Annotated in this window: 17 protein-coding genes and 1 riboswitch; of the genes, 6 read left to right on the forward strand and 11 right to left on the reverse strand. The window is 72.5% G+C overall.

The window, feature by feature from the left end:
* From VFW24_16410 to VFW24_16445, 8 genes are all read right to left on the reverse strand, one after another.
* The coding region (locus VFW24_16410; protein HEX5268352.1) for a hypothetical protein at positions 1-675 on the reverse strand (675 nt) is incomplete at its 3' end.
* 157 nt (positions 676-832) lie between these two features.
* Entirely contained in the window at positions 833-2,080 is a 1,248-nt protein-coding gene (locus VFW24_16415) for a Glu/Leu/Phe/Val dehydrogenase (GenBank protein ID HEX5268353.1), read from the reverse strand.
* A gap of 52 nt (positions 2,081-2,132) precedes the next feature.
* Positions 2,133-2,255, reverse strand: coding sequence for a hypothetical protein (locus VFW24_16420; protein HEX5268354.1), 123 nt, complete (start codon positions 2,253-2,255; stop codon positions 2,133-2,135).
* Between the two features lie 5 nt (positions 2,256-2,260).
* A complete protein-coding gene (locus VFW24_16425; protein ID HEX5268355.1) occupies positions 2,261-2,959 on the reverse strand; it encodes a ribonuclease HII in 699 nt (232 codons plus the stop codon).
* Between the two features lie 9 nt (positions 2,960-2,968).
* On the reverse strand, positions 2,969-3,388 hold the full coding sequence (locus VFW24_16430) for an RpiB/LacA/LacB family sugar-phosphate isomerase (protein ID HEX5268356.1): 420 nt from the start codon (positions 3,386-3,388) through the stop codon (positions 2,969-2,971).
* Positions 3,385-6,465: a glycoside hydrolase family 38 C-terminal domain-containing protein gene (locus tag VFW24_16435; GenBank protein ID HEX5268357.1), complete on the reverse strand. Its 3,081-nt coding sequence runs from the start codon at positions 6,463-6,465 to the stop codon at positions 3,385-3,387. Before VFW24_16435 ends, VFW24_16430 begins: the two co-directional genes overlap by 4 nt.
* Positions 6,462-7,646: an adenylate cyclase regulatory domain-containing protein gene (locus tag VFW24_16440; GenBank protein ID HEX5268358.1), complete on the reverse strand. Its 1,185-nt coding sequence runs from the start codon at positions 7,644-7,646 to the stop codon at positions 6,462-6,464. The genes VFW24_16435 and VFW24_16440 overlap by 4 nt, the downstream gene beginning before the upstream one ends.
* Positions 7,643-8,677: an NAD(P)H-dependent glycerol-3-phosphate dehydrogenase gene (locus VFW24_16445; GenBank protein HEX5268359.1), complete on the reverse strand. Its 1,035-nt coding sequence runs from the start codon at positions 8,675-8,677 to the stop codon at positions 7,643-7,645. Before VFW24_16445 ends, VFW24_16440 begins: the two co-directional genes overlap by 4 nt.
* Positions 8,678-8,741: 64 nt before the next feature.
* Here VFW24_16445 and cofC point away from each other — a divergent pair, with 64 nt between their 5' ends.
* The 5 genes from cofC to VFW24_16470 all read left to right on the forward strand — a co-directional run bounded on the left by cofC (position 8,742) and on the right by VFW24_16470 (position 16,699).
* A complete protein-coding gene (gene cofC / locus VFW24_16450) occupies positions 8,742-9,353 on the forward strand; it encodes a 2-phospho-L-lactate guanylyltransferase (protein ID HEX5268360.1) in 612 nt (203 codons plus the stop codon).
* A gap of 80 nt (positions 9,354-9,433) precedes the next feature.
* Complete coding sequence (locus tag VFW24_16455; protein HEX5268361.1) at positions 9,434-10,132, forward strand: PIG-L deacetylase family protein; 699 nt, start codon at positions 9,434-9,436, stop codon at positions 10,130-10,132.
* 155 nt (positions 10,133-10,287) lie between these two features.
* Entirely contained in the window at positions 10,288-11,136 is an 849-nt protein-coding gene (locus VFW24_16460) for a pentapeptide repeat-containing protein (GenBank protein ID HEX5268362.1), read from the forward strand.
* 171 nt (positions 11,137-11,307) lie between these two features.
* A riboswitch (TPP riboswitch) is annotated at positions 11,308-11,410 on the forward strand.
* Positions 11,399-13,195, forward strand: coding sequence for a phosphomethylpyrimidine synthase ThiC (gene thiC / locus VFW24_16465; protein ID HEX5268363.1), 1,797 nt, complete (start codon positions 11,399-11,401; stop codon positions 13,193-13,195). It overlaps the preceding riboswitch by 12 nt.
* 45 nt (positions 13,196-13,240) lie before the next feature.
* Positions 13,241-16,699: an adenylate/guanylate cyclase domain-containing protein gene (locus VFW24_16470; protein HEX5268364.1), complete on the forward strand. Its 3,459-nt coding sequence runs from the start codon at positions 13,241-13,243 to the stop codon at positions 16,697-16,699.
* Between the two features lie 3 nt (positions 16,700-16,702).
* Here the strand turns inward: VFW24_16470 and VFW24_16475 are convergent, their stop codons facing one another.
* Together VFW24_16475 and VFW24_16480 are read right to left on the reverse strand one after the other, a co-directional pair.
* Complete coding sequence (locus VFW24_16475; protein ID HEX5268365.1) at positions 16,703-17,623, reverse strand: TIGR03619 family F420-dependent LLM class oxidoreductase; 921 nt, start codon at positions 17,621-17,623, stop codon at positions 16,703-16,705.
* Between the two features lie 7 nt (positions 17,624-17,630).
* The gene (locus VFW24_16480) at positions 17,631-19,181 is read right to left on the reverse strand and encodes an AMP-binding protein (protein HEX5268366.1); all 1,551 of its coding nucleotides are present in this window, start codon (positions 19,179-19,181) and stop codon (positions 17,631-17,633) included.
* Between the two features lie 70 nt (positions 19,182-19,251).
* Here VFW24_16480 and VFW24_16485 point away from each other — a divergent pair, with 70 nt between their 5' ends.
* Positions 19,252-20,562 (forward strand): type IV secretory system conjugative DNA transfer family protein, encoded by a 1,311-nt coding sequence (locus tag VFW24_16485; GenBank protein HEX5268367.1) that lies wholly within the window; start codon positions 19,252-19,254, stop codon positions 20,560-20,562.
* Between the two features lie 28 nt (positions 20,563-20,590).
* Here VFW24_16485 and mobF read toward each other — a convergent pair whose 3' ends face one another.
* Positions 20,591-23,290 (reverse strand): MobF family relaxase, encoded by a 2,700-nt coding sequence (gene mobF, locus VFW24_16490; GenBank protein ID HEX5268368.1) that lies wholly within the window; start codon positions 23,288-23,290, stop codon positions 20,591-20,593.
* Positions 23,291-23,314 lie beyond the last annotated feature (24 nt).

Here is a 23,314-nt window from a genome sequence, read left to right on the forward strand (position 1 = left end):
CGCTCTCAAAACTCCGTCGGTGGTCCCCTTGCCAGCGCCTGTGCTCACTGCGTCGGTGCATCCCTCCGCCGCGCCGGAGTCGGAAGGGAGCCAGAGGGAGGTCCGGCGGGGGCGGTCGGCCGCCCGGCGGCCGGTGACCTCGACCTCGATCCGCCGCTGCCGGAGATGGCCGTGGCCCCGGCCCAGGCCGTCCCACTCGGCACCGGCCACCCGGAGGACCAGGTCCGCCTCGGGCCAGGCGGAGCCCACGCCCAGCAGCACCGCCCCGTGGTGGCGGGCCCGGACGGACAGGCGCCGGGCGTCGGCGGGACGGGGGCGGCGATGGTCGACCGCCACCACGTCGATGCCGTCGAGGAGGGCGGAGACGACGGTGGGCCAGCGCTCCCCCGGCGCGGGCACCAGAGCCAGCCGGCCCAGGTCCACCCCGGCGGCGGCCGCCGCCTCGGCGCCCAGGGCGGGCATCCCGACCACCGCGCACCAGGCCCCCGAGGCCGACACCCCCGCCAGCAGGGCCAGCAATAAAGAGGTGTGGCCCGGTCCCCCGGGCAGGGCCAGGGTGGATCCTCTCCGCACCCCCCCGGGAAGGAGGGGCGCGAGGGCAGGCACCACCGGCAGGGCCCGCGATCCGGCGGGCGCGAGAGGGCGCGCCCTCTCCAGAAGCTCCGCCACTTCCACCAGCCGTGAGGATATCGAACATACGTTCCCCACGCCTCCGGGTGGTGGATGGCCGGAGATGGAAGGGGGGCACCGACCCGCCCGCGAGGACCGTCGTGGGGATGGGACCCCACGACACAGGACGGGCGTGGTCCGAAGGACCGGTGCCCGTCCCGGATTAGGGGAACAGACCTCGCGCTTCGATGGCCTCCGCCACCCGCTCCACCGCCAGGGCGAAGGCGGCCCGGCGCAGCGCCACCCCCAGCGACTCCGAACGGGCCCACACCGCGGCGAAGGCCCGTTCCATCGTCTGGCGGAGGCGGAGGGCCACCGTCTCCTCCTCCCAGGCGTAGCCCTGGCGGTTCTGGGCCCACTCGAAGTACGAGGCGGTGACCCCGCCCGCGTTGGCCATGATGTCGGGGACCACGACGATGTCCCGGCGGTCCAGGATGGCGTCGGCGGCAGGTGTGGTCGGCCCGTTTGCGGCCTCGACCACGACCTTGGCCCCCAGCCGCCGGGCCACGTGGTCGTCGATGGCGCCCTCGAGGGCGGCGGGCACCGCCAGCTCGCAGTCGATCTCCCACAGATCGTCGGCCTCGATGGGATCGGCGGGCTCGAACCCGGCCACCGACCCGGCCCGCTTGACGTGATCCGCCAGCGCCGACACGTCGAGGCCGGCCGGGTTGCGGACCGCCCCACCTATGTCGCTGATGGCGACGACGCGCATCCCCGCCGACGACAGCAGGAAGGCCAGCGGGCCGCCGACCTTGCCGAAACCCTGGATGACGACCCGTGCCCCCGCCACGGGCATCTCCAACTCGTTGAACACGGCGCGCATGCACACCACCACTCCCGAAGCGGTGGCGCCGGTGTGCCCGAACGTCCCGCCGAGCGAGAGGGGCTTCCCGGTCACGACCCCGGGCTCGGCCTCTCCCGCCACGGTGGACAGCGTGTCCATCAACCAGGACATGACCCGACCGTCTGTGTTGACGTCGGGCGCGGGCACGTCCCGGTCCTGGCCGAGCAGCGGCATGATCTCGAGGGTGTAGCGGCGGGTCAGCCGCTCGAGCTCCCCGACCGACAGCTTCGACGGATCGCACCGAACGCCGCCCTTGGCCCCCCCGAACGGAATGTTGACCACCGCGGTCTTGAAGGTCATCTCGGCCGCCAGGGCCGCCACCTCGCGGGCATCGATGTGGGGATGGAACCGCAGCCCGCCCTTGGCCGGCCCGCGCGTGGTGTTGTGGTGCACCCGCCAGCCCGTGAACACCTCGACCCCGCCCGCGTCCATTCGCACCGGCACCGAAACCTCGAGCACTCTGCGAGGGACGCGCAGAAGGCGAAGGATGTCGGGATCGACCCCGGTGAGCTTGCCGGCATCGTCGACCCGCTCGAGTACCGCCGCCCAGGGATCGAAAGCCGTCACCGCATCCATCATGTCCCCCCCGTCCCCTCGGTGCGGGGAGCCCGGTCGGGTCTCAGCCCCCTCCGGGCAGGGTGGAGGTGGTCGAGCTGGACCCGTTCGGAAGGGGGATGGTGCCGCCGTTGTCGGAGGCACCGCACGCCGCCACCCCGAGAGCCAGGGCCAACACCAGGATCACCCGCCTCAAAGCAGAGCGCCCTGCACAGGCGGAGGCGGCTCCGTGCGCCACCACACGAGGCGGTCCATGAAGGCCCACCGGCGGCGGTGGATGGAGGTCGGGCCCCAGGCCTGGAGGGCGGCCTCGTGCCGGTAGCACGGGTATCCCTTGTTGCTCTCGAACCAGTAGGCGGGGAAGTGGGGGGCCTCTTCGCGCATGATCCGGTCCCGGGACACCTTGGCCAGGATGGACGCCGTGGCGATCGACAGGCACTTGGCGTCCCCCTTCACGATCCGGGTGGTGGTGCCCTGACCCACGAAGTCCCACCGGCCGTCGACCAGCACCTGGTCGGCGGACAATCCCAGCCCGGCCAATGCGCGCCGAGCGGCGAGCCGCTGGGCCTCCGACATGCCCAGGGCGTCGCACTCCGCGGCGCTGGCGTGGCCCACCGCCCACGCCCGGCACCACCCGGCCACCCGGTCGAACAGCTGCTCCCGGCGGTCCTCCGTCAGCATCTTCGAATCCCGGACCCCGTAGACCCGGCGGGAGGTCGGCAGCACCGCCGCCCCCACGGTGAGGGGCCCGGCCCATGCCCCCCGGCCAACCTCGTCCATGCCGACGACGACGTCGTGGCCCTCGGCCCACATGGCCCGCTCGAGGGTAAGGCTCGGCGGCCCCCGCCACACCGGGGCCGGCTTGCGCGGCGCCATGGCGCGGGGGCTCATCGGTTCAACTTACCGACCGGCGCTCTCGACCCTGGAGATGTTGGCCTGCTCTTCCGCCTCGGGCTCGGTGCCGAGGAACGCTTCCAGCATCTCCCTGGCCACCTCGATCGAGGTGAGGCGCAACCCGACCGCCAGGACGTTGGCGTCGTTCCAGCGCCGGGAGCCCCGGGCCGTCTCGGCGTCGGTGCACAGAGCGGCCCGGACTCCGGGCACCTTGTTGGCGGCCATGCTGACGCCCGTCCCCGTCCAGCAGCACACCACGCCCCGCTCGGCGCCGCCGTCGGCCACCGCCCGACCCACCCGGCCCCCGACCTCGGGCCAGGGCTCGTCGACGGCCACCTCCACCACCTCGGCGCCGAGGTCGCGGAGGCGGGCCACGATGGCGTCGGTGAGCGGAGTGCGCTCGTCGGTTCCGAATGCCACCCTCATGAGCCGGCCTCGAACAGGAGAGTGACGATCTGGAACGGCCGGAGCCGCAGTACGGCGTGGCCGTCCTCGGTCTGGACCTCGGCGCCGGTGGGGCGCTCCAGCACGTCGATCTCCGTCACCCGGGGCGAACCGGCCGCGGCGACGAGCGGGCAGCCGACCCGCACGGTGCGCGCTCCGCCGAACGCCTCGTACAGGCGGACCACCACGCCGTCGCCCCGGTCGGGGCGCTTCACCGCCGTGACGACCGCACCGGGATCGTCGACCGTGACGGCCGAGAACGACGCCGGAGCCTCCGGGCCCGATGGGGTCGCCGCTCCGATCGGGACGACACACAACGGACTGTTGAGGGCGTGGGCGGCCGCCACCACCCCGCCCGCCGCCAGGTCCCCGGCGTGGGGCATCAGGGCGTACATGAGTTCGTGATGGCCGACGTCGGCCACCGGATCGGGCCACGTGGGGGTGCGGAGCAGGCTCAGGCGCAGAACGTTGTCCCGCACGTCGTAGCCGTATTTGCAGTCGTTGAGCAGGGCCACGCCGAATCCGGTCTCCGACAGGTCGGCCCAGGTGTGGGCGCACACCTCGAAGCGGGCCTGCTCCCATGTCGTGTTCCGGTGGGTCGGGCGCTCCAGGTGGCCGAACTGGACCTCGAACGAGGCTCGGGCGGAGTGCACCGCCACCGGGAAGGCCGCCTTGAGCAGCGTCTTGGGCTCCTGCCAGTCGGTGACCGTGCGCACCTCGAGGGTCGGGCTCCCGGCGCGCAGCACGAGGTGCTGCTCGATGGTCGACGACCGGAACCGGCGGAGGATCCGGACCACGCCGCGCAGCGGCCCGGTCTCGGTCACCGCCACCTCCTCGGCCGCGTTCAGGTCGACGGCGGCGTCGAAGGCGGCGGCGTCGATGTCCCATGCGTCGTACTCGATGGGGCGGTCGTCGTGGACCTGAAGGACGTTGCCCCTCTCCCCCGGCGCGAGCGCCTCCCGTCCCGAGGGCAGGTGCCGCACCGAGGTGAGCAGGCCGTCGGCGTCCCAGGCCACCCGGAGGATGCCGTTCGACATCGATCCGTCGCCGACCTCGACGGGGTGGACTCCGGCCGGAAGCTCGGGGGCGTCGAGGTCGTGGACCGACCACCCGCACGCCGGCGCGTCGACCAGCACGGGCCGGCCGGCCACCTCTACGACCTCCCGGCGGGCCCAGGACAATGGGTTGGCCACCAGGGCGGGGCGGACCCGGCCCGGCGTCGTGACCCGGGCCGCCAGCCCATCGAGGGCGGCGTCCACGAGGCGGCCGGTGGTGGCGGTCACCGCGGCGTGGTCGCGCGCCGTGTCCCGGTACACCCAGTGGATGGACGAGCCGGGGATGATGTCGTGGAACTGGTTGAGGAGAAGCGTCTTCCAGGCGCCGTCCAGCTCGTCGGCCGGGTACCCCCCGGGCAGGGCGCCGAACGACTCGGCCGCTGCGGACCACAGCTCGGCGTCGCGGAGCGCCAGCTCCTGCCGGCGGTTGGCCAACTTGGCCTCGGCATGGGTCGTGTAGGTGCCCCGGTGTATCTCGAGGTAGAGCTCGCCCGCCCAGACCGGGAGCTCGTCGAGCGGGGCATCGGCCTCGATGGCCTCGAAGGCGTGGTCCGACGTGACCGGGCGCACCCGGGGCGCGCCTTCCAGGTCGGACAGGCGCCGGGCCCGCTCGAGCATGTGACGGGTGGGGCCGCCACCTCCGTCCCCCCAGCCGTACAGGTACATCGATGTGTCGCACAGCTCCTTCTGGGAGAAGTTGGCCACCCCGTAGGCGAGCTGCCCGATCGAGAGGTCGCCCACGTAGGTGTCCGCCGGCGGGAAGTGGGAGAGCACCCGGGTGCCGTCGATGCCCTGCCACCAGAACGTGTGGTGCGGGAACCGGTTGACCTGGTTCCACGACATCTTCTGGGTCAGGAACCAGCGAACCCCCGCCAGGGCCAGGATCTGCGGGAGGTTGGCCGGGTAGCCGAACACGTCCGGCAGCCACAGGCTGCGGGTCTCCACGCCCATCTCGTCGGAGAAGAAGCGCTTGCCGTGGACGATCTGGCGGACGAGCGATTCGCCGCTCGGGATGTTGCAGTCCGCCTCGACCCACATGCTCCCCACCACCTCGAACTGGCCCTGGGCGACCTTCTTGCGGATCCGGTCGTACAGACCGGGGTAGTCGGCGCGGATCCAGGCCAGCTGTTGGGCCTGCGAGGCGGTGAAGCGGTACTCGGGGTAGCGCTCCATCAGATCCAGGGCGGTCGAGAAGGTGCGGGCCACCTTGCGCCTGGTCTCGCGCACGGGCCAGAGCCACGCCGAGTCGATGTGGGCGTTGCCGACGGCCAGGTAGCGGTGGGCGCTGGCGTGGGCGGGACGCTGCAGCAGCGGCCGCAGGATCGCCCGCGCCCCATCGGCGGTCCCATCCAGGTCGTCGGGATCCAGGGCGCTCCCGGCCCGCTCCAGGGCCCGCAGGATCTGCGCCCGGCGGGGCTCGGACTCGGCCAGCTGGTCGTGCAGCTCGAGGAGCACGGACCAGTCCTCCCACAGCGCCTCCACCTCGCGCCGGACCACGGCCAGGTGACACGCCGCCAGATGGAAGAGCGGGTTCCCACCCGGGTCGGGCAGGTACATCGGGGCCGGATCGAGGCGCTGCACGGGAGGATTGGCGGCAGCCTCGATGAACAGCGTGAACTCGGGCCCCTCGACGGGTATCTCGTCGTGGTTGGGGGTGATCGCCTGGAGCGGCTCACCGTCCCTCCACACCAGGGCCTCGGCACCGAACCCGGTCCCGCCGCCGTAGCCGAGGCGGACGACCAGCGCCACGTCCTGCCCGGCCCAGTCGTCGGGAACCCGTCCGCTGACCCGGAACCACGTGGTGTCCCAGGCCGCTCCCCATGGATCGCCGACCCGGATCGGCGCGAACGGCCGGGTAACCGCCTCGTCATACGGGATCGGCTCTCCACCCACGTGGTGGGCCGCCAGATCGACGGGAGCAGTGGGGTGCCTTCTGCCCCGCGGGAGGACCTGGCGGAGGGTCCGTTCGACCCGTGCCCGCCGCAGCGCCCCCGGCTCGGTCATTCCGGATCCCTTCCGACCGGCGGGATCAGGCGCTCCACCCGCTCGAGGATCTTCTCGGGGGCCAGCCGCATGTCCGGACGAGGGAGACGGAACAGCTTGGGCCGGTCGCGGCGCTCCGCAGCCGGGACCCCGGCCCGCTGCAGCCGCCACAGGGGGACCCGCCCGATGTCCTTGAGGAACCGGGGCCGCAGGGACCGCCACTCGAACGCGGGAGCGTCCGCCAGCTGGGTGTGGACCTCGTCGGACGTGAGGACCGAGCCGGGGGTTGCGATGTTGACGATGCGACTGGCGAGGTTCACGACCGGTCCGTAGTAGTCGCCGTCGCGGACGAGCACACCCCCGAACGCCAGCCCGACCCTGACCTCGGACAGGACCTCGTCGTCGGAGTACGCCTCGGAGAGACTGACGGCTATCTCCGCCGCCTTCTCCACGTCGGGCGCCACGTACATCGCCTCGTCCCCGATCATCTTGACCACCCGGCCGCCGAGGACAGTGACGGTGTCGTAGGCCAGCGCCTCGAAACGCCCGACCATCTCCCCGAGCTCCTTCTCGGTCAGCTGCTGAGAAAGGACGGTGAAGCCGACGAGATCGACGAAGCCGACCGCGAGCATGGCGTGCGCCGTGCCCGAGTCGAACACTCCCGTGATCGTCATGGCCCGCCGGGCGGCCGCCTGGAGGTGCCGCCTCCAGGAGTACTCGAGGAGCCGGGCCATCCCGGGAAGAGTGGCGTCGGCCGTCATGGAGAACAGCTCGGCCGTCTCGGCGCTGTCGTCACCGCCGCGGAGCACAGGGGAGGCGGTGATCTCGGCATCGGCTATCCGGGCCATCGACGATCCGATCACCCGGGCCAGCTGAAGGGCCGAGTCGGTGTCGGTCATGCGGAACGCCAGGAGCCCCTGCACCGTCGAGAGCGCCTCCACGTCCAGGGGACCGAAGGCCCGGACGTCGCGGGCCGGGTTGGGGAATCCCAGCGCCCGCCAGAACCGCTCGATCAGCTCGATGGGCATCCCCGACAGCTCGGCCACCTCGAGGGGGGTGTACTCCGCCTCCTGCGGGACAAGGACGGTGTCGACGACGAGAAGGTGCAGCCGGTCCTCCCGGGCGGCGACGTCGATCTCCTCCTGCGCGACGCCGCGCTCCCGGAGGAACGCCCTGACCCGGAGCTCGGCATCGGCGCTCACGGGCGGTCCGCCACCTCCTGCAGATCCAGGCCGTGCAGCTCCGGCTTGACCTCGCGCCGCATCAGGGCGGGGATGATCTCGCGGGCCGTCTTGCGACCGCTCAGCACCTCGACGACCTGCTCGACGATCGGCACCTCGACGTAGTGGCGCCCGGCCAGCTCGAGCACCGACGGCGCCGTCTTGACCCCCTCGGCCACCATGTTCATCTCGGAGATCACGTCGGCGAGGACCCGCCCCTGACCGAGCTGGTAGCCGACGTGGCGGTTGCGGCTCTGGGGGCTGATGCAGGTGGCCACCAGGTCACCCATCCCGGCCAGCCCGGCGAAGGTGAGAGGGTTCCCACCCATCGCCACACCCAGCCGGGCCAGCTCGGCCAGCCCCCGCGTGATCAGTGCCGCCCGGGAGTTGTCTCCGAAGCCCATTCCGTCGGACATCCCGGCCGCGATGGCCATCACGTTCTTGAGGGCGCCGGCGATCTCACAGCCGATCACGTCGTCGTTGGTGTAGACGCGGAAGGTGTCGGTCGACATCAGCCGCTGCACGTCCCGGCCCAGCTCCGAGTCGTCGATGGCGACGACGCTGGTGGTCGGCTGACCGGCAACCACCTCCCGGGCCAGGTTGGGACCGGTGAGTACGCCGGCGGGATGGCCCGGGAGCACGTCACCGGCTATCTCGGTCATCCGCATCAGGGACCCCTGCTCCAGGCCCTTGGCGAGGCTGATCACCGGGACACCGGGGTCGACGGAGGCAACCGTCTGCTCGAGGATGCTGCGGAAGCCGTGGGACGGCACCGCCATCACGATCAGCCCGGCATCCGCCACCGCGTCGGAGATCGACGCGGTGGCGTCCAGGGCCGGGGGCAGCTCGAGGTCGGGCAGGTACGCCGCATTGCGGTGCCGGGTACCGATCTCCGCCGCCAGCTCGGGGCGGCGGGCCCAAAGCACCGTGGGGGCGGAGCGGGCGCAGATCGTGGCGACCGCCGTCCCCCATGACCCGGCGCCGAGCACCGCCACCTTTCCGGCCCGTGGCACGGGTTCACACTATCGAGCGCCCCGCCGGACGCCGGGGCCCCCGAACGGCGGTAGCGTCGGCAAGGTGAAGGTTCGGGGCGGCGAACGGCGCCGCGTCGAGGGCAAGGCTCTTCTGGTCCCTATCAAAGCCTTCACGTCGGCCAAGATCCGACTGGCGCCGGTGCTCGATCGGGATGAGCGGGCGCAGCTGGCGCGTCATCTGGCCGAGGGAGTGCTGCGGGCGGCGCAGGGTCTCACCGTGGCGGTTGTCTGCGACGACACCGAGGTCGCGAGCTGGGCGGAGGCTCACGGTGCCCGGGTCATCTGGACCCCCGCCCGGGGATTGAACGCCGCTGTCACCGAGGGGGTGGCCGTGCTCGGGTCCTCCGGCGTCGAGCTGGTCACCGTGGCTCACGCCGATCTGCCGCTCGTCACCGACCTGTCGGACCTCGCCCGCCCCGACGGCGTGGTGCTGGCCGCGGACCGCCACGAGGACGGCACCAATGTCGCGTGCGTCCCGGCAGGCGCCGAGTTCCGCTTCTCCTATGGCCCGGGGTCACTGGCCCGGCACGTGGCCGAGGCCGGACGTCTCGGGCTCCCCGTCGAGGTGCTCAGGCGCGACGACCTGGCCTGGGACGTCGATGTCCCGGACGATCTCGGTTACGTGGCCGGTCCTGTCGGGCCCGCGCCGGCGTGACCGACGCAGGCGGGCCCCTCCTTCCGGGAACCGACCCGAGATCGGACGGTCCGGTCAGCATCGATCTCGACCCTCCGGCCGTGGCGCTCGCCATCGGCGCCCACCCGGATGACATCGAGTTCGGGTGCGGCGGCACGCTGGCGAAGTGGGCGGCCGGCGGTTGCGACATCCACCATCTCGTCTGCACCGACGGGTCGAAGGGATCATGGGATCCGGGCGAGGACCGGGCCCGCCTGGTCGCCATGCGGCGCGACGAGCAGCGCGACGCGGCGCGTGCGCTCGGAGCCGGAGGGGAGGTGGTGTTCCTCGACTGGCCCGACGGCGAGCTGGAGGCCGGCCTCCGTCAGCGGTGGGAGGTGGCGTTCTGGATCCGCCGGCTCCGCCCTGATGTGGTGCTCGGCCACGACCCCTGGCGGCACTACCGCCTCCACCCCGACCACCGCGCCGCCGGCTTCCTGGCCACCGACGGGGTCGTGGCGGCGCGCGACCCGCACTTCTTCCCCGAGCAGCAGATCGCGCCGCACCGGCCGGGGCGGATGCTGCTGTGGGAGGCGGACCAGATCGACCACGTCGAGGACGTGTCCGGCTTCGCCGACGTCAAGATCGCCGCCCTGCTGGCCCACCGCAGCCAGTTCCGGTCGACGATGCAGATCGGCGACCCGGGCTCCACCGACGAGCGGGAGGCGTTCCGCGAGCGGGTCCTGGGGCGTCTGGCCGAGCACGGGGCCCGGGCCGGCCTGGCCACGGCGGAGGGGTTCAAGCTGATCGAACGGCTGTAGGAGTCCGGGCGCGACACGACGCCGGGTGGCGACACAGCCATCCCGGCGTCGAGCCGTGCTCTGTTGGGGCGACCGGGCCGGAGCCCGATCTCGTCCGGTCCTAGGCCTTGGTGGCCCGGCGGGTCCGGCGCGCCGTGGTCTTGCGAGCCGGAGCCTTGCGGGCCGTCGTCTTCCGGGCGGGCGAGCGCCGGGCCGTTGACTTACGGGCCGTTGACTTACGGGCCGTCGTCTTCCGGGCGGTCGACTTGCGGGCCGGTGACTTCCGGGCCGTCGTCTTCCGGGCGGTCGACTTGCGGGCCGTCGTCTTCCTGGCCGTGGTCTTCCGGGCGGTCGACCTGCGGGCCGGTGACTTACGGGCCGTGGACTTCCGAGCGGTGCTCTTACGGGCCGTGCTCTTGCGGGCCGTGGTCTTCCGGGCCGGCGAGCGGCGTGCAGTGCTCTTCCGGGCGGTCGACTTGCGGGCCGTGGACTTACGGGCCGTGGACTTCCGAGCGGTGCTCTTGCGGGCCGTGGACTTGCGGGCCGTCGACTTACGGGCGGTCGACTTACGGGCGGTCGACTTCCGGGCCGTGGACTTACGGGCGGTCGTCTTGCGGGCCGTGGTCTTGCGGGCCGTGGTCTTCCGGGCCGTGGTCTTCCGGGCCGTCGTCTTGCGGGCGGGAGACTTGCGAGCCGTGGTCTTACGGGCCGTCGTCTTCCGAGCCGCGGTCTTGCGAGCCGTGGTCTTGCGGGCCCCGGCCTTCCTGGCCGTTGTCTTGCGGGCCCCGGCCTTCTTGGCTGCCGACTTGCGAGAAGCCGCCTTCTTGGCCGAGGACCGTTTGGCCGTCGATTTGGACGCCGACGTCCGTTGGTTCAGCGCTGCATTCAACGCCGTGCCAGGAGCGAAGCGGACTCCTACGGACCGCTCCGACTCGTCGGCGCCCGATGAGATTGCCTCCGCGGGCATCTCATCCGGCTGGTTGTTGTTCACCGCCACCTCCTGGCGTGTTGGGGAAGTCAAATGAAATGAAAGTTGTTTTTCACACAAAGGTCAAGCCTTTCCTCCATGAGCAGTGCGCAGACGCGGCGTGATCATCAGGTTGGAGACCGTTCATTGGGTCCTATGCGCGCGTCACGAACCCGTCTGTGAGAACGCTATGGAGCGCGCCTGCAACGCCGCATTGCCCGTCGCGCGAGACTGCAAATGCGGGAGCTCACGACGTGGGCTGAGAGGGCCGAAGGGTCGACCGCTGACCTGATCCGGGTAATGCCGGCGGAGGGAGAGAGATGGAACAGCGCCAACAGGAGCGCCGTGCAGCGCAGCCAGAACCGCCTTCGGCGCGGCAAAGGACCTACCGGCAGGGAAGCCGGCCGGATATCAGGGTGCCATTCACAGAGGTCCGGGTGGGGGATGGTCCCGGAGCGACGCCCCTCGATCCAGTGATGCTGTACGACACCGCGGGGCCCGGTGCCGACGCCGGAACGGGCCTTCCGTCTCTCCGCCGGCCATGGGTGCTCGAGCGGAGCGATACAGAGGAGTACGAGGGGCGCCGGCCCCATCTGCGCGACGACGGAAGGGCCGCGGTCCGCCGCTCGGCGGTGGACGGGCGCCCATTCTCCGGCCCGGCGACGCGTCGGCCGCTGCGGGCCCGGACGGGCCGGACGGTCACCCAGATGCACTACGCCCGGGCCGGGACCATCACCCCCGAGATGGAGTTCGTGGCCCTCCGCGAGGAGGCGGACCCCGAGACGGTCCGAGCCGAGGTGGCCCGGGGCCGGGCCATCATCCCCTCGAACGTGAACCACCCCGAGTCCGAGCCGATGATCATCGGCCGCGGGTTCCTCGTGAAGGTCAATGCCAACATCGGCACCTCCGCCGTCACTTCGGGCGTAGCGGAGGAGGTCGAGAAGCTGAGCTGGGCCACCCGCTGGGGAGCGGACACGGTCATGGATCTCTCCACCGGGCCGGACATCCACACCACGAGGGAGTGGATCCTGCGGAACTCCCCGGTGCCGATCGGGACGGTTCCGATCTATCAGGCCCTCGAGAAGGTCGACGGCGTGGCCGCCGATCTGACATGGGAGGTGTACAGGGACACGCTCATCGAGCAGGCCGAGCAGGGGGTGGACTACTTCACCGTCCACGCCGGGGTGCGCCTCCAGTACGTGCCGCTGACCGTCCGGAGGGTCACCGGCATCGTGAGCCGGGGAGGGTCGATCCTGGCCGCCTGGTGCCTGGCCCACCATCGGGAGAACTTCCTCTACACCCACTTCGAGGAGATCTGCGAGATCATGGCCGCCTTCGACGTGGCCTTCTCGCTGGGGGACGGCCTGCGGCCGGGCTCGATAGCCGACGCCAACGACGAGGCCCAGCTGGCGGAGCTGGCCACCCTCGGTGAGCTCGCGGAAAAGGCCTGGCGCCACGACGTCCAGGTGATGATCGAGGGTCCGGGCCACGTCCCCATGCACAAGATCAAGGAGAACGTCGACCTCCAGCTGCGGACCTGCCACGAGGCTCCCTTCTACACACTCGGGCCTCTGACGACCGACGTGGCGCCCGGCTACGACCACATCACCTCCGCCATCGGCGCCGCCATGATCGGGATGTACGGGACCGCCATGCTCTGCTACGTGACCCCCAAGGAGCACCTCGGCCTACCCGACCGGGATGACGTCAAGGAGGGCCTGATCGCCTACCGGATCGCCGCCCACGCCGCGGATCTGGCCAAGGGCCACCCCGGCGCCCAGCGATGGGACGACGCCCTCTCCAGCGCCCGCTTCGAGTTCCGGTGGGAGGACCAGTTCAACCTGGCTCTGGACCCCGAGCGGGCCCGGTCCTTCCACGACGAGACGCTGCCGGCCGAACCGGCCAAGACCGCCCATTTCTGCTCGATGTGCGGACCGAAGTTCTGCTCGATGCGGATCAGCCACGATGTCCGGCGCTACGCCGCCGAGCACGGGGTGAATCCCGAGACCGCCATCGAGCTGGGAATGAAGGAGAAAGCGGCCGAGTTCACTACGGGAGGTGGGGAGGTCTATTCACGCCCGCAGCCCCGGGGGTCCTCTCCGTCCCGAGAGCCGTAGGCCGGGTGCCCTGCGGGTGCCCGGTTCGTATCCTCTGAGATCCAGATGACCTGTGCATCCTGCGGATCGGAGGTGCCGTCCGGTGCCCGCTTCTGCCCGCACTGCGGCCACCAGGTGTACCTGCGGGGTGACCAGCGGCGGGTGGCCACCGTGCTGTTCGCCGACCTGGCGGGGTTCACCGGGCTCTCCGAGACCCTCGATCCGGAATCGGTGAAGAACGTCGTCGACCAGTGCTTCGCAGCCCTGGCCGGCGACGTGACGAGCCATGGCGGCCGGGTCGACAAGGTGGTGGGTGACGCCATCATGGCCATCTTCGGCGCCCCGCGTGCCCACGAGGACGACGCCGAGCGGGCCGTCCGCACCGGGCTCCAGATGCAGCTGACCATCGCCGACCTGGGCCGGGAGATCGGGCTGCCGCTGCAGCTCCGGGTCGGGATCAACACCGGAGAGGTGCTGGTCGGAGGTCTCCGCGCCGGAGGCGACTACACAGCGATGGGTGACGCCGTGAACGTGGCATCCCGCCTCCAGACGTCGGCGTCCCCGGGCACGGTCGTGGTCGGGCCCGCCACCCATGCCGCCACGGTCGGGGTCGTGTCGTACCGGGACCTGGGACCCCTTCACGCCCGGGGACGCGAGGAGCCGGTGGAGGCCTGGGAGGCGGTCGAGTGCCTGGTGCCTCCGGGGCACCGGCCCACCAGGACAAACTCTCCCCTCGTCGGTCGTGACGACGAGCTGGCTCTCCTTCGGCACGGTCTCGCCTCGTCGATGGCGCGCAGTCGAGCGTCACTCGTCGTGCTGGTGGGGGACGCCGGCATAGGCAAGAGCCGGCTCACCGAGGAGCTGGCGACCTGGTCGTGTGCCGAGCACGACGCCCTCGTCCTCGAGGGACGCTGCGTCCCGTACGGGGAGGCCAACCCGTGGTGGCCGGTGGCGGAGGCGGTGCGCCAGGCCTGTGGGATAGAGGGCCGGGACCCGGCGGAGACGGCCGAGGTCAAATGTCGCGAGACGGTGGCCACCACGCTCGGCCTGCCTCCCGACGCCCCCGACGTGAGGGTCGTGACGGCCGGGCTCATGCACCTCATGGGGGACCAGGACGCCCTGGCCGACGTGGACCCGCAGCGGGCACGTCAGGGGGGCCGCAAGGCCTTGAACACCCTCGTGGCCGGCCTGGCCCGCCGGCGGCCGGTGATGATCGTCCTGTCGGAGATGCACTGGGCCGACGACCTCGTGCTGGAGCTGGTCGGTGCCCACATGGAGCGCCTGGCGCGACTGCCGGTGAGCCTCGTGCTGACCGGGCGCCCGGAGCTGCTCGAGAGGTGGGACCCGCCGCGCGGCCGGCACAACCTCACGATCGCCCACATCGACCCGCTCGACCCGGAGTCCAGCCGCTCCCTCGTCGCCGCCCTGCTGGAGGGCGCCGTCCCCCCCGGTCTGGCGGACACCGTGGCTGAGCGGAGCGGGGGCAATCCACTCTTTCTCGAGGAGCTGGTCTCGCTGGTCGCCTCCGGGACCAGCGAGCTGCCGGTCACCCTCCGCGGGATCGTGGCGGCCCGCGTCGACCACCTCCCCATCGAGGAGCGCTCCATCCTCGAGGACGCCGCCGTGGTCGGGCGCAGCGGTCTCGTCTTCACCCTGCGCGCCCTGGCAAGGGCACGCGGGGCCGGGGACGCCGAGCAATCGTTGAACCGGCTGGTGGGAGGCGACCTGCTCACCGTCGATGGCGGTCGCTGGGAGTTCCGCTCCGACGTGGTGCGCGAGGTCGTGTACGACACCCTCACCAAGTCCGACCGCGCCCGGCGCCATTCCCAGCTCGGCACCTGGATCACGGAGCAGTCCCGGCGCATCGGCCGGGAGGACGAGTTCCTCGAGCAGGTCGCCCACCACCACGCCACGGCGGCCGAGCTGGTCACGGAGATGGGGGCCATCGCGGGGGTGCCCGACGACGCCGCCCAGATCGCCTTCGACGCCCTGTCCGTCGCCGCCGTCTGGGCCATGGACCGGGAGCTGTTGCTGCCCGCCGTCCGCCTCCTCGACCGCGCCCTTTCCCTGTCGGGGCCGATCGATCCGGAGTCGCGGCGCCGGCTCCTGCTCGACCGGGCGCTGGTGCGGACCAACCTCCGGGAGTTGGCCGGGGCCGGGGCCGACCTCGAGGAGGCGGAGGCCGGCGCCGATGCCCTCACCCACGCCCGCTACCTCACCGTTCTCGGGTTCCTCGAGCAGACCTCCGGGGAGATGGAACGGTCGATGGCAACGCTGGAGCAGGCCGTCGACGCCTGGCGGGCCCTCGGGGATCGCGAGGGTGAAGGTGATGCGCTTCGGCGCGCGGGCATGACGAGCCTGTTTGCCGGTGACGTCGTCCACGCCGAAAAGCTCCTGACCCAGGGCCTGTCGATCGCCCGTTCGCTCGGCTCCCGGCGGGACGAGGCCTGGGCGCTGTGGCACCTGGCGTGGGCCGCGTTCGCGTCCGACGACGCCCTCCTGGCCGAGGAGCGGCTCCGGGAGGCGGCCGATGCCTTCATGGCCGTCGGCGACGCGGGAGGCCAGGGCTGGGTCAAGGGACTGCTCGGCTATATCCGCCTGACCCAGGGACGGAGAGCCGAGGCGGAACGGCTGGCGCTCGATGTTCTCGACGACGCCCGCGATCGCGGTGACCGCTGGGCGGTGGGAATGCTCCTGGTGCTTCTCGGCCTGGTCCGCCTCTGGGAGGGGGCGGTGGGCTCGGCGGTTGAGCTGGGACGGGAGGCGAAGATGATGTTCGCCTCCATCGGGGACCCGGCGGGGCTGCTGCGGGCCATGACCCTGCTGGCGCGGGCACTGGCGTCAGCCGGCCGGATGTCCGACGCCCGCCGGGTGGCCGACGACGCCCAGGCCCTCGGCGTGAGCGGTCCACCTTCCGCCATGGAGCCGTTCACCGACCGGCTGATCCCCCTCGCCGTGGCTCTGCAGGCGGGGGACTGGCGGACCGCGACCGGCATCGTGGTCGAGCCTCCGCTGACCGGACTGGCCATCGCGGAGATCCAGACCATGAAGGGCCTGGCGCTCCTGCAGGCCGGTCAGATCTCCGAGGGCCGTGCCGCCCTGGAAGAGGCCGCCCGCCAGGACGGCCCCCACGGCGCCAAGCCCAACCTGTGGGCCACGCTGGCACTGGGTCGGGCGGCGGCCGGCGACGCCGAAGGGGCCATCGCCGCTGCCGACGAGGCGCTGGCGTCCGATCCCCCGGGGACGTACCGGGATGACGCGACCGCCGAGGTCGCCAGGGCCTTTGCCTTCGGGACGCTGGGGCGCCGGGCCGAGGCCGCCGAGTCCCTGGCCCACGCCCGGTCTCTCGTCGGCCCGACCGAGGACCGGTTGATGGACGCGGTGGTCGAGCTCGCTGCCGCCCGGGTGGGCGCCGACGGCCAGGCGGCCGCATCCGTCCTCGAGCACCTCGGCGAGATGGGGGCGACCGGAGACGGGTGGGACAACGTGTTCCGGGCCGCGGCCGGCGTCCCGTCGGACTCGTGACGGTCAGTTCTCGATAGAGAGAACGGCCTCCGCCAGCCGGCCGACGTCGGCGGCCGGGTCGACCGATCCTGAGCCGGCGTTCTGCCGTGCCATCCCCACCCCGGCCGGCACCACGACCAGCTTCGAGAATCCGTGCGCCACGAACTCCTCCAGCCGGGCGCGCAGTCCGTCGAGGCCCTGGCCGATGACCGAGGCGGGATCCGTTCCCGGGCGCCGGGCCACCATTGCCCGGGCCAGCCGATCGGGAAGCGGGCCCTCCGTGTAGATCACCAGCGCGCCCCAGTGCTCCGGGTCCATGGCCCGGCCCGCCTCGGCCGCCGCCTTCTCCACGACCGCCCTGCCCTCCTCGGCCTCGGTCGGGGTGCAGAAGCTCGGCAGCCACCCGTCACCCAGGCGCCCGATCCGCCGCAGCTCGCTCGGAGCCCGGCCTCCGAGCCAGACATCGGGTGGGCTCTGCACCGGCTTCGGACGCAGGCTCACCCCGTCGACCCGGAAATAGGTGCCGGCGTGGTGGACGTCGTCCTCGAGCCACAGCCGGCGGATCAGCGGCAGCGCCTCGTCGAAGATGGCCGCCCGCTCCCGTCGATGCACGCCGAAGGCGCCGTGCTCGGCGGGCTCGGGCGCGCCCAGCCCGACCGCCGGAAGCAGTCGCCCCCCGGAGAGCCGGTCGAGGGTCGCGAGCTCCTTGGCCAGCATCACCGGATTGCGCCCGGGAAGCACCAGCACGCTCGTGCCGAGCTTGAGGCGGCGGGTCCGCCCGGCCGCGACGGCCAGGCCGACGAGGGGATCGAGCGCCTCACCGGTCAGGCGCTCGGACAGCCAGAGCGAGTCGAAACCGGTCCCCTCCAGGGCGTCGACGAGGTCCGCGAACGCACCCGGCTCGAAGAAGCCGGTGCCGAGCCCGTAGCCGACGCGGACCTTCACGAACCGCTCAGTTCACCTGGCGATCGCGGCCCTCCCAGTAGGGCGCGCGCAGCTTGAACTTCTGCAGCTTCCCGGTGGCGGTGCGGGTCAGCGGATCGGAACGGAACTCGATCGACGTCGGGCACTTGTAGTGCGCCAGCCGCGATCGCGCGAACTCGATCAGCTCCGCCTCGTCCACCGCCGTCCCCGGCTTGGTGACGACGAGGGCCTTGACCGTTTCCCCCCACTTGTCGTGGGGAACCCCGATGACCGCCACCTCGGCCACGGCCGGATGCTGGTACAGGCAGTCCTCCACCTCGATCGACGAGACGTTCTCTCCCCCGCTGATGATCACGTCCTTCTTGCGGTCCGAGATCACGGTGTACGCCCCGTCGGCGAGGCCGCCGTCCCCGGTGTGGAACCAACCGTCGACGACGACCCGGGACGTCTCCTCGGGCTGGTTCCAGTACCCGGCAAAGACGTGGTTGGAGCGGGCCAGCACCTCACCCTCGGCATCGACGTCCATGCGAACGCCCACCGCGGGGGCACCGGCACGGGACAGCAGGCGGGCCCGCTCCCCCGCCGCGATGTCGTCCCATTCCTCGCGCCGGCGGTTGATCGTCAAGAGCGGTGCGGTCTCGGTCAGCCCATAGATCTGGATGAACTCCCAGCCCAGGTCGGTCTCCACCCGCTCGATCACCGCCGAAGGCGGCGGGGCGCCGGCCACCACCATGCGCACGGTCCCGGCCCCCGGGACGGGCCGGCCGTCGGCGCGGCGCTGTCCGGCCGCGTCGAGGACGGCCGCCACCACCGCCGGGGCGCCACAAAGGAGAGTGACCCCGTCGGCCTCGACGCGGCTGAGGATGTCCTCTCCATCGACCTTGCGCAGCACCACGTGACGCCCGCCCATGGCGGTGACCGCGTACGGCATCCCCCATCCGTTGCAGTGGAACATCGGCAGGGTGTGGAGCAGGACGTCGCGGTCGGTGACGGTGGTATGCCAGCCGAAGGTCACCGCATTCAGCCAGCAGTTCCGGTGTGTCAGCTGCACACCCTTGGGCCGGGCCGTGGTTCCCGACGTGTAGTTGATGCTGCAGGTGGCCGACTCGTCGGGGGCCCACTGGTCGGGAACGGCGTCGGGCGGGGCGGGGCCGAACAACTCGGCGTCCTGGGTCCCGTCGAGCACGATCCGCTCCTTGGCGGTGACGCCCGCCAGAGCCTGGTCGAGCTCGGGATCGACCAACAGGACCCGGGCCCCGGAGTGGTCGACGATGTAGGAGACCTCGTCGGAGTTCAGCCGGAAGTTCACCGGCACCAGAACGCGGCCATGGGCGCTGACCCCGAAAAACGAGATCAGGAACCGGGCCGAGTTCGGCGAGACCAGGGCCACCCGCTCCCCGAACCCGATCTCCATCCGGTCCAGGGCCAGGGCCATGCCCCGGGCGCGCGCCGCCACCTCGGCGTAGCTGAGGCGACCCAGACTGCCCGGCCCCCCGGGCTCGTCGACGACCGCCGTGCGCTCCCCGTAGACGAGCTCGGCGCGGTCGAGGAAGTCCCCGACCGTGAGCGGAACATGCACTGGAACCCCCTTGGGACGATTGTTCCGAACGGGCCTGTTCAAGTTACCGCCGGGAGGGCAGGATGACTCCATGGGGAGGCTGCCGGACCGGCGGCTGCTGTTGGGGACGAGCGGGGAGGGCTGGGCGCTGACCCGGCCGGAGCAGGCGGCGCTGGTCATCGGGCCGCCCCGGTCGGGGAAGACCCGGGGGGTCGTCATTCCCAACGTCGTCGGGGCCCCCGGTCCGGTGGTGTCGACGTCGACGAAGCCCGACGTGATGAGGAGCACGGCGGAGGTTCGGGCTGCCGACGGCCGGTGCTGGCTCTACGACCCCACGGGCCAGATCGCCCCTCCGGTTGGTGTGGAGCCGCTGCGCTGGTCACCCGTGCCCCGGACCGGGCAGTGGGACCCGGCGGTCCATGCGGCCCGAACCATGGTCCAGGTGGCCCGGCCCCGCTCGTCCGGGGACCAGCGGCACTGGGACGACCGGGCCGAGGCGCTCATCGCCCCCCTCCTCCACGCCGCGGCTCTGGCCGGGGAGACCATGCGCACCGTGGCGACCTGGGTGAACCGGAGGCAGTCGGCACCGGCCCTGGCCACCCTGGAGGCGGCGGGCTCCGAGCTGGCGGTGGACGCCCTGCTGTCGGCCACGGCCAGCGAGGAGCGGGAGCTGTCGGGGATCTGGTCGACCGCCTCAGCCGTGCTCGGCGCCTACCGGACGGAGGCGGCGCTGGCGACGACCGACGGGCCCAACTTCGACACCCGCGACTTCGTTCGCTCCAGGGACACCGTGTACATATGCGCGCCGGGGCGCCAGCAGGACCTCGTCGCTCCGCTCGTCGCCGAGTTGGTGGACGAGATCCGCGGTGACCGCTACGCGCTCGCGGCCGAAGACGGTGGTCCTGACTTCCCGGCACTGGTGATGGCGCTCGACGAGGTGGCCAACATCGCCCCTCTTCCCGGTCTCCCGGCCATGGTGAGCGAAGGCGGGGGCCAGGGCGTGATGACGATCGCCTGCTTCCAGGACCTGTCTCAGGCGGCCGGGCGGTGGGGGGAGGGGGCGCGGGGGTTCCCCACCCTGTTCGGGGCCAAGCTCGTCCTGCCCGGAGTCGCCGACGTCACGACGCTGCGTTCGATGTCGGCCCTCGTCGGGGAGCACGACGTGACCGTGCGGGCACGGAGCCGGAGCGGGTGGCGGGGGGCGTGGACGACGTCTTGGTCGACCCGGCGCCAGCCCATGCTGCCGGCCGACGCCATCCGCCGGGGTCGGCCCGGGTGTGCGCTTCTGATCGAAGGTGACCGGGAAGCATCGTGGGTCGGCCTGGCGGCCCCGGAGCTCGAGCGGGGCCGGCGCCGGGTGGCGGAACGGGGCCGGGACCGGGGCCTGGGCCTCGAACGTTGATCCAGGACCCCCGGCAGTCGTCGTTGGCCTAACGGGAGCGACCGAGTACCGGATCCCTCTCTCTGTCGCGTTCCCTGTCCCGGCCCCGCCCGGCGTCGAGGGACCGACCGAGGCGGAGGGCGGTCGAGCGCAGAAGGCGGGCCACCTCCTGACGCTCGGCCCGCTGCAGCCCGCTCCGGTCCTCGCTGCCGGCTGGGCCCCGTCCCACCGCCTCGGGCCCCAACGGTCGGGAAACGTCCCTCACCTCCCAACGGTCGCGGTACGCCTCCACCGCCCCGGCGGCGGCGCGCCATGTACGACGCTCCTCGGAGCTGCGCGGCGGCGGTCCGATCGCAGAAACCAGGTAGGAGGGTGGATCCAGCTCGGCGGCGTGGGCGCGAGCGGTCATCTGGTGTCGCAGCGAGTCCTGCCGGGCCAGGGTGGCCGCCAGGCCCGCTCCGGCGTCGAGACCGGCCACGACGTAGTAGCGGGCCCGATCGCCGGATTCGAGGGACGGGCCAGCGGGGGCCCCGAGCACCAACCAGTCCTCGGCCCCGACCTGGCGCGCCTGGTACGGGGTGCCGGCGTATCCCCACCGCATCCGCAGCCCGGCGGCGGCGCTGACATCCTGCCGCGCCCCGGCGGGCCCCTCCAGCGCCTCCGCGCCAGGCGCCACGCGCCAAACCTGTCCCGCCCGCCACCCCAGTCGGCGCGCCGCCCCGTCGAGCTGAGCCACCACGACCGTGTCCCCACCACGCACCTCCAGTCCTCCGACCACGGCCCGGTGGAGGTCGAGGACACCCTCGCGCCGGAGCAGATCACGGGCCCATTCGTTGAGGTCGTCGACGTCGGCGCGGCCGGCGGCCACCATGACCGTGCGTGGCGTCGCGTCCCACTGCGACCGCCAGTCGGCGACGAGCCGGGCGCGGAGGGCGGAAGGGGACTCCGACAGCGCCAGTCGGTCCCCGACGCGGTACACGGTCGCGTCCAGTCCGGGCGCCGTGCCGCGCCCGGCCGGGACCCGCTCGTGGGCGCGGTAGAGCTCCAACGGGCCCACCGCGTCGGCCACGGCCCGCCACCCAGCGGCGCGGTCGACCTCCGGTATCTGGGCGGGGTCCCCGACCAGCACCACTCCCACGCCCGTCCGGCGGGCGGTCTCGAGCACCCGCACGACATCGGTGGAGGCGAGCTCCACCGCTCGGTCGACGACCAGCACGGTCGGCGTCACCACCGGCGCCGCCAGCGGCGCCAGCCGCCCCATAACCCCGTCGAGGTCGTTCGACTCGATGCCGGTCGCCGCCTCGAGCCGTTGGGCCACGGCCCCGTCGGCCGAGGTGCCGATGACCCGCACGCCCCGGTCCGACCAGAGGCGCCGGCACGCCGCCAGCACCTGCTCACGAGCAGGGCCGGCACGCGCCGCGAGGACCTGCACGGCGTCGGGCGACGCGGCCAAACGGCTGACGGTGTCGCGTGCCGCCCCGTCCAGGCCCGGCTCCCGGGCGAGCAGGTCCTCGATCACAGGCGTCTCCACGACAACCCGGCTCCGGCCGCGCAGGTCCTGCGCCAGCGCCGCCGCCCGGCGGCCCGCGTCCAGTTCGGCGCGCGTGGTCCAGCGCTCCCGGTCGGTGGCCACGACCACCACCCGGCCCCGATCGGTGCGGACCACGTCCTCCCGCCGCAGCGGCGCCCGGCCGCTGAGTCGCAGCACGCCGGGAGAGCCGAGGACCCGATCGACGGCGCCCCGGGCCTCCGAGGCGGAGATCCCGTCGGGATGGGCGGTGCACACCGCCCGCAGAATGTCGCGGCGAGAGAAGGTCGAGATGCCAGTCAACCCGAGGGCCTCCTCCACCGCCCGGGACGGGTCGTCGGGTCCGGGCGGGCGCCGCCCCCGGCCCACCACCGCCCGGGCCACCTCGCCGTCGAAGCCGGCCTCCCGGGCCCGGGCCTGCCATTCGGGCGCCAGCAGCTCGACGGACAGACCGGCATGGCGGGCCGGCCGGTCGACGAGGGCCGCCAGCCGGGCGGCGGCGGGGCTCGATCCCCCATGGGCCGCCATGACCGCCTCGACCTGTACCCGCCGCTGCGAGAACCGCCGGCAGACCCCCTCCGGGACGCCCTCCACCTGTGCCACCCCACCCCGGACGGGGCCGAACCGCAGACCCAGGCGCTCGGAGAGCTCGTGGCGGAGGTGGGCCTCGAAGAGATGTCCCGCCGTGTGCAGGTGCTTGTCGAGGACCAGCCGGTCGACCGCCATCCAGCGGCCGGCGCCGACGGGGGCGTGACCGAGGTTGGCGACAATCACGTGGGCATGCAGATGAGGGTCCCCGCTGCGACTGGTCCGGTGCGGGAACGCCGCCCCGACCATGCCCGCCGCCCGCTCGCCAGCGTTGAGAACCACCGCCTCGTCCTCGAGGTAGGCGACGGCGGCGTCCAGGGCGGCCGTCCGGCCGCTCTCGATCTCCCGGCCCACCTCCGGGCCGGCCACCGCCCACATGACCGACACCGACTTGGCCACCTGGAAGGTCAGCTCCACCCCCCTCACCCGGACCGGCCGCACGTGGAGGGTCGCGCCGGTGAAGGGGTGGCGGCCCTCGAGCACGGCCGCCAGGCCCTCCCGGCCGACGTCGCCCGCCAGACCGAGATCCCCCGACCCCCGCCCGATCCACCGCCCGGGTCCCTCCAGGCCCTCGGCCACGATCCCCAGGTAATAGGCCTCGGTCCCGGGCCGGATGGGGGTCGACCGGATCATGCATTTTCATGCTATTTCATATGA

The sequence above is a fragment of the Acidimicrobiales bacterium genome (assembly GCA_036273495.1).
Classification (GTDB): Bacteria; Actinomycetota; Acidimicrobiia; order Acidimicrobiales; family JAJPHE01; genus DASSEU01.

Bases quoted from the DNA above. Each gene is read 5' to 3' on its own strand.
- mobF (HEX5268368.1), bottom strand. From the start codon at position 23,290: ATGATCCGGTCGACCCCCATCCGGCCCGGGACCGAGGCCTATTACCTG.
- VFW24_16435 (HEX5268357.1), bottom strand. From the start codon at position 6,465: ATGACCGAGCCGGGGGCGCTGCGGCGGGCACGGGTCGAACGGACCCTC.
- VFW24_16485 (HEX5268367.1), top strand. From the start codon at position 19,252: ATGGGGAGGCTGCCGGACCGGCGGCTGCTGTTGGGGACGAGCGGGGAG.
- thiC (HEX5268363.1), top strand. From the start codon at position 11,399: ATGGAACAGCGCCAACAGGAGCGCCGTGCAGCGCAGCCAGAACCGCCT.
- VFW24_16470 (HEX5268364.1), top strand. From the start codon at position 13,241: ATGACCTGTGCATCCTGCGGATCGGAGGTGCCGTCCGGTGCCCGCTTC.
- VFW24_16425 (HEX5268355.1), bottom strand. From the start codon at position 2,959: ATGAGCCCCCGCGCCATGGCGCCGCGCAAGCCGGCCCCGGTGTGGCGG.
- VFW24_16430 (HEX5268356.1), bottom strand. From the start codon at position 3,388: ATGAGGGTGGCATTCGGAACCGACGAGCGCACTCCGCTCACCGACGCC.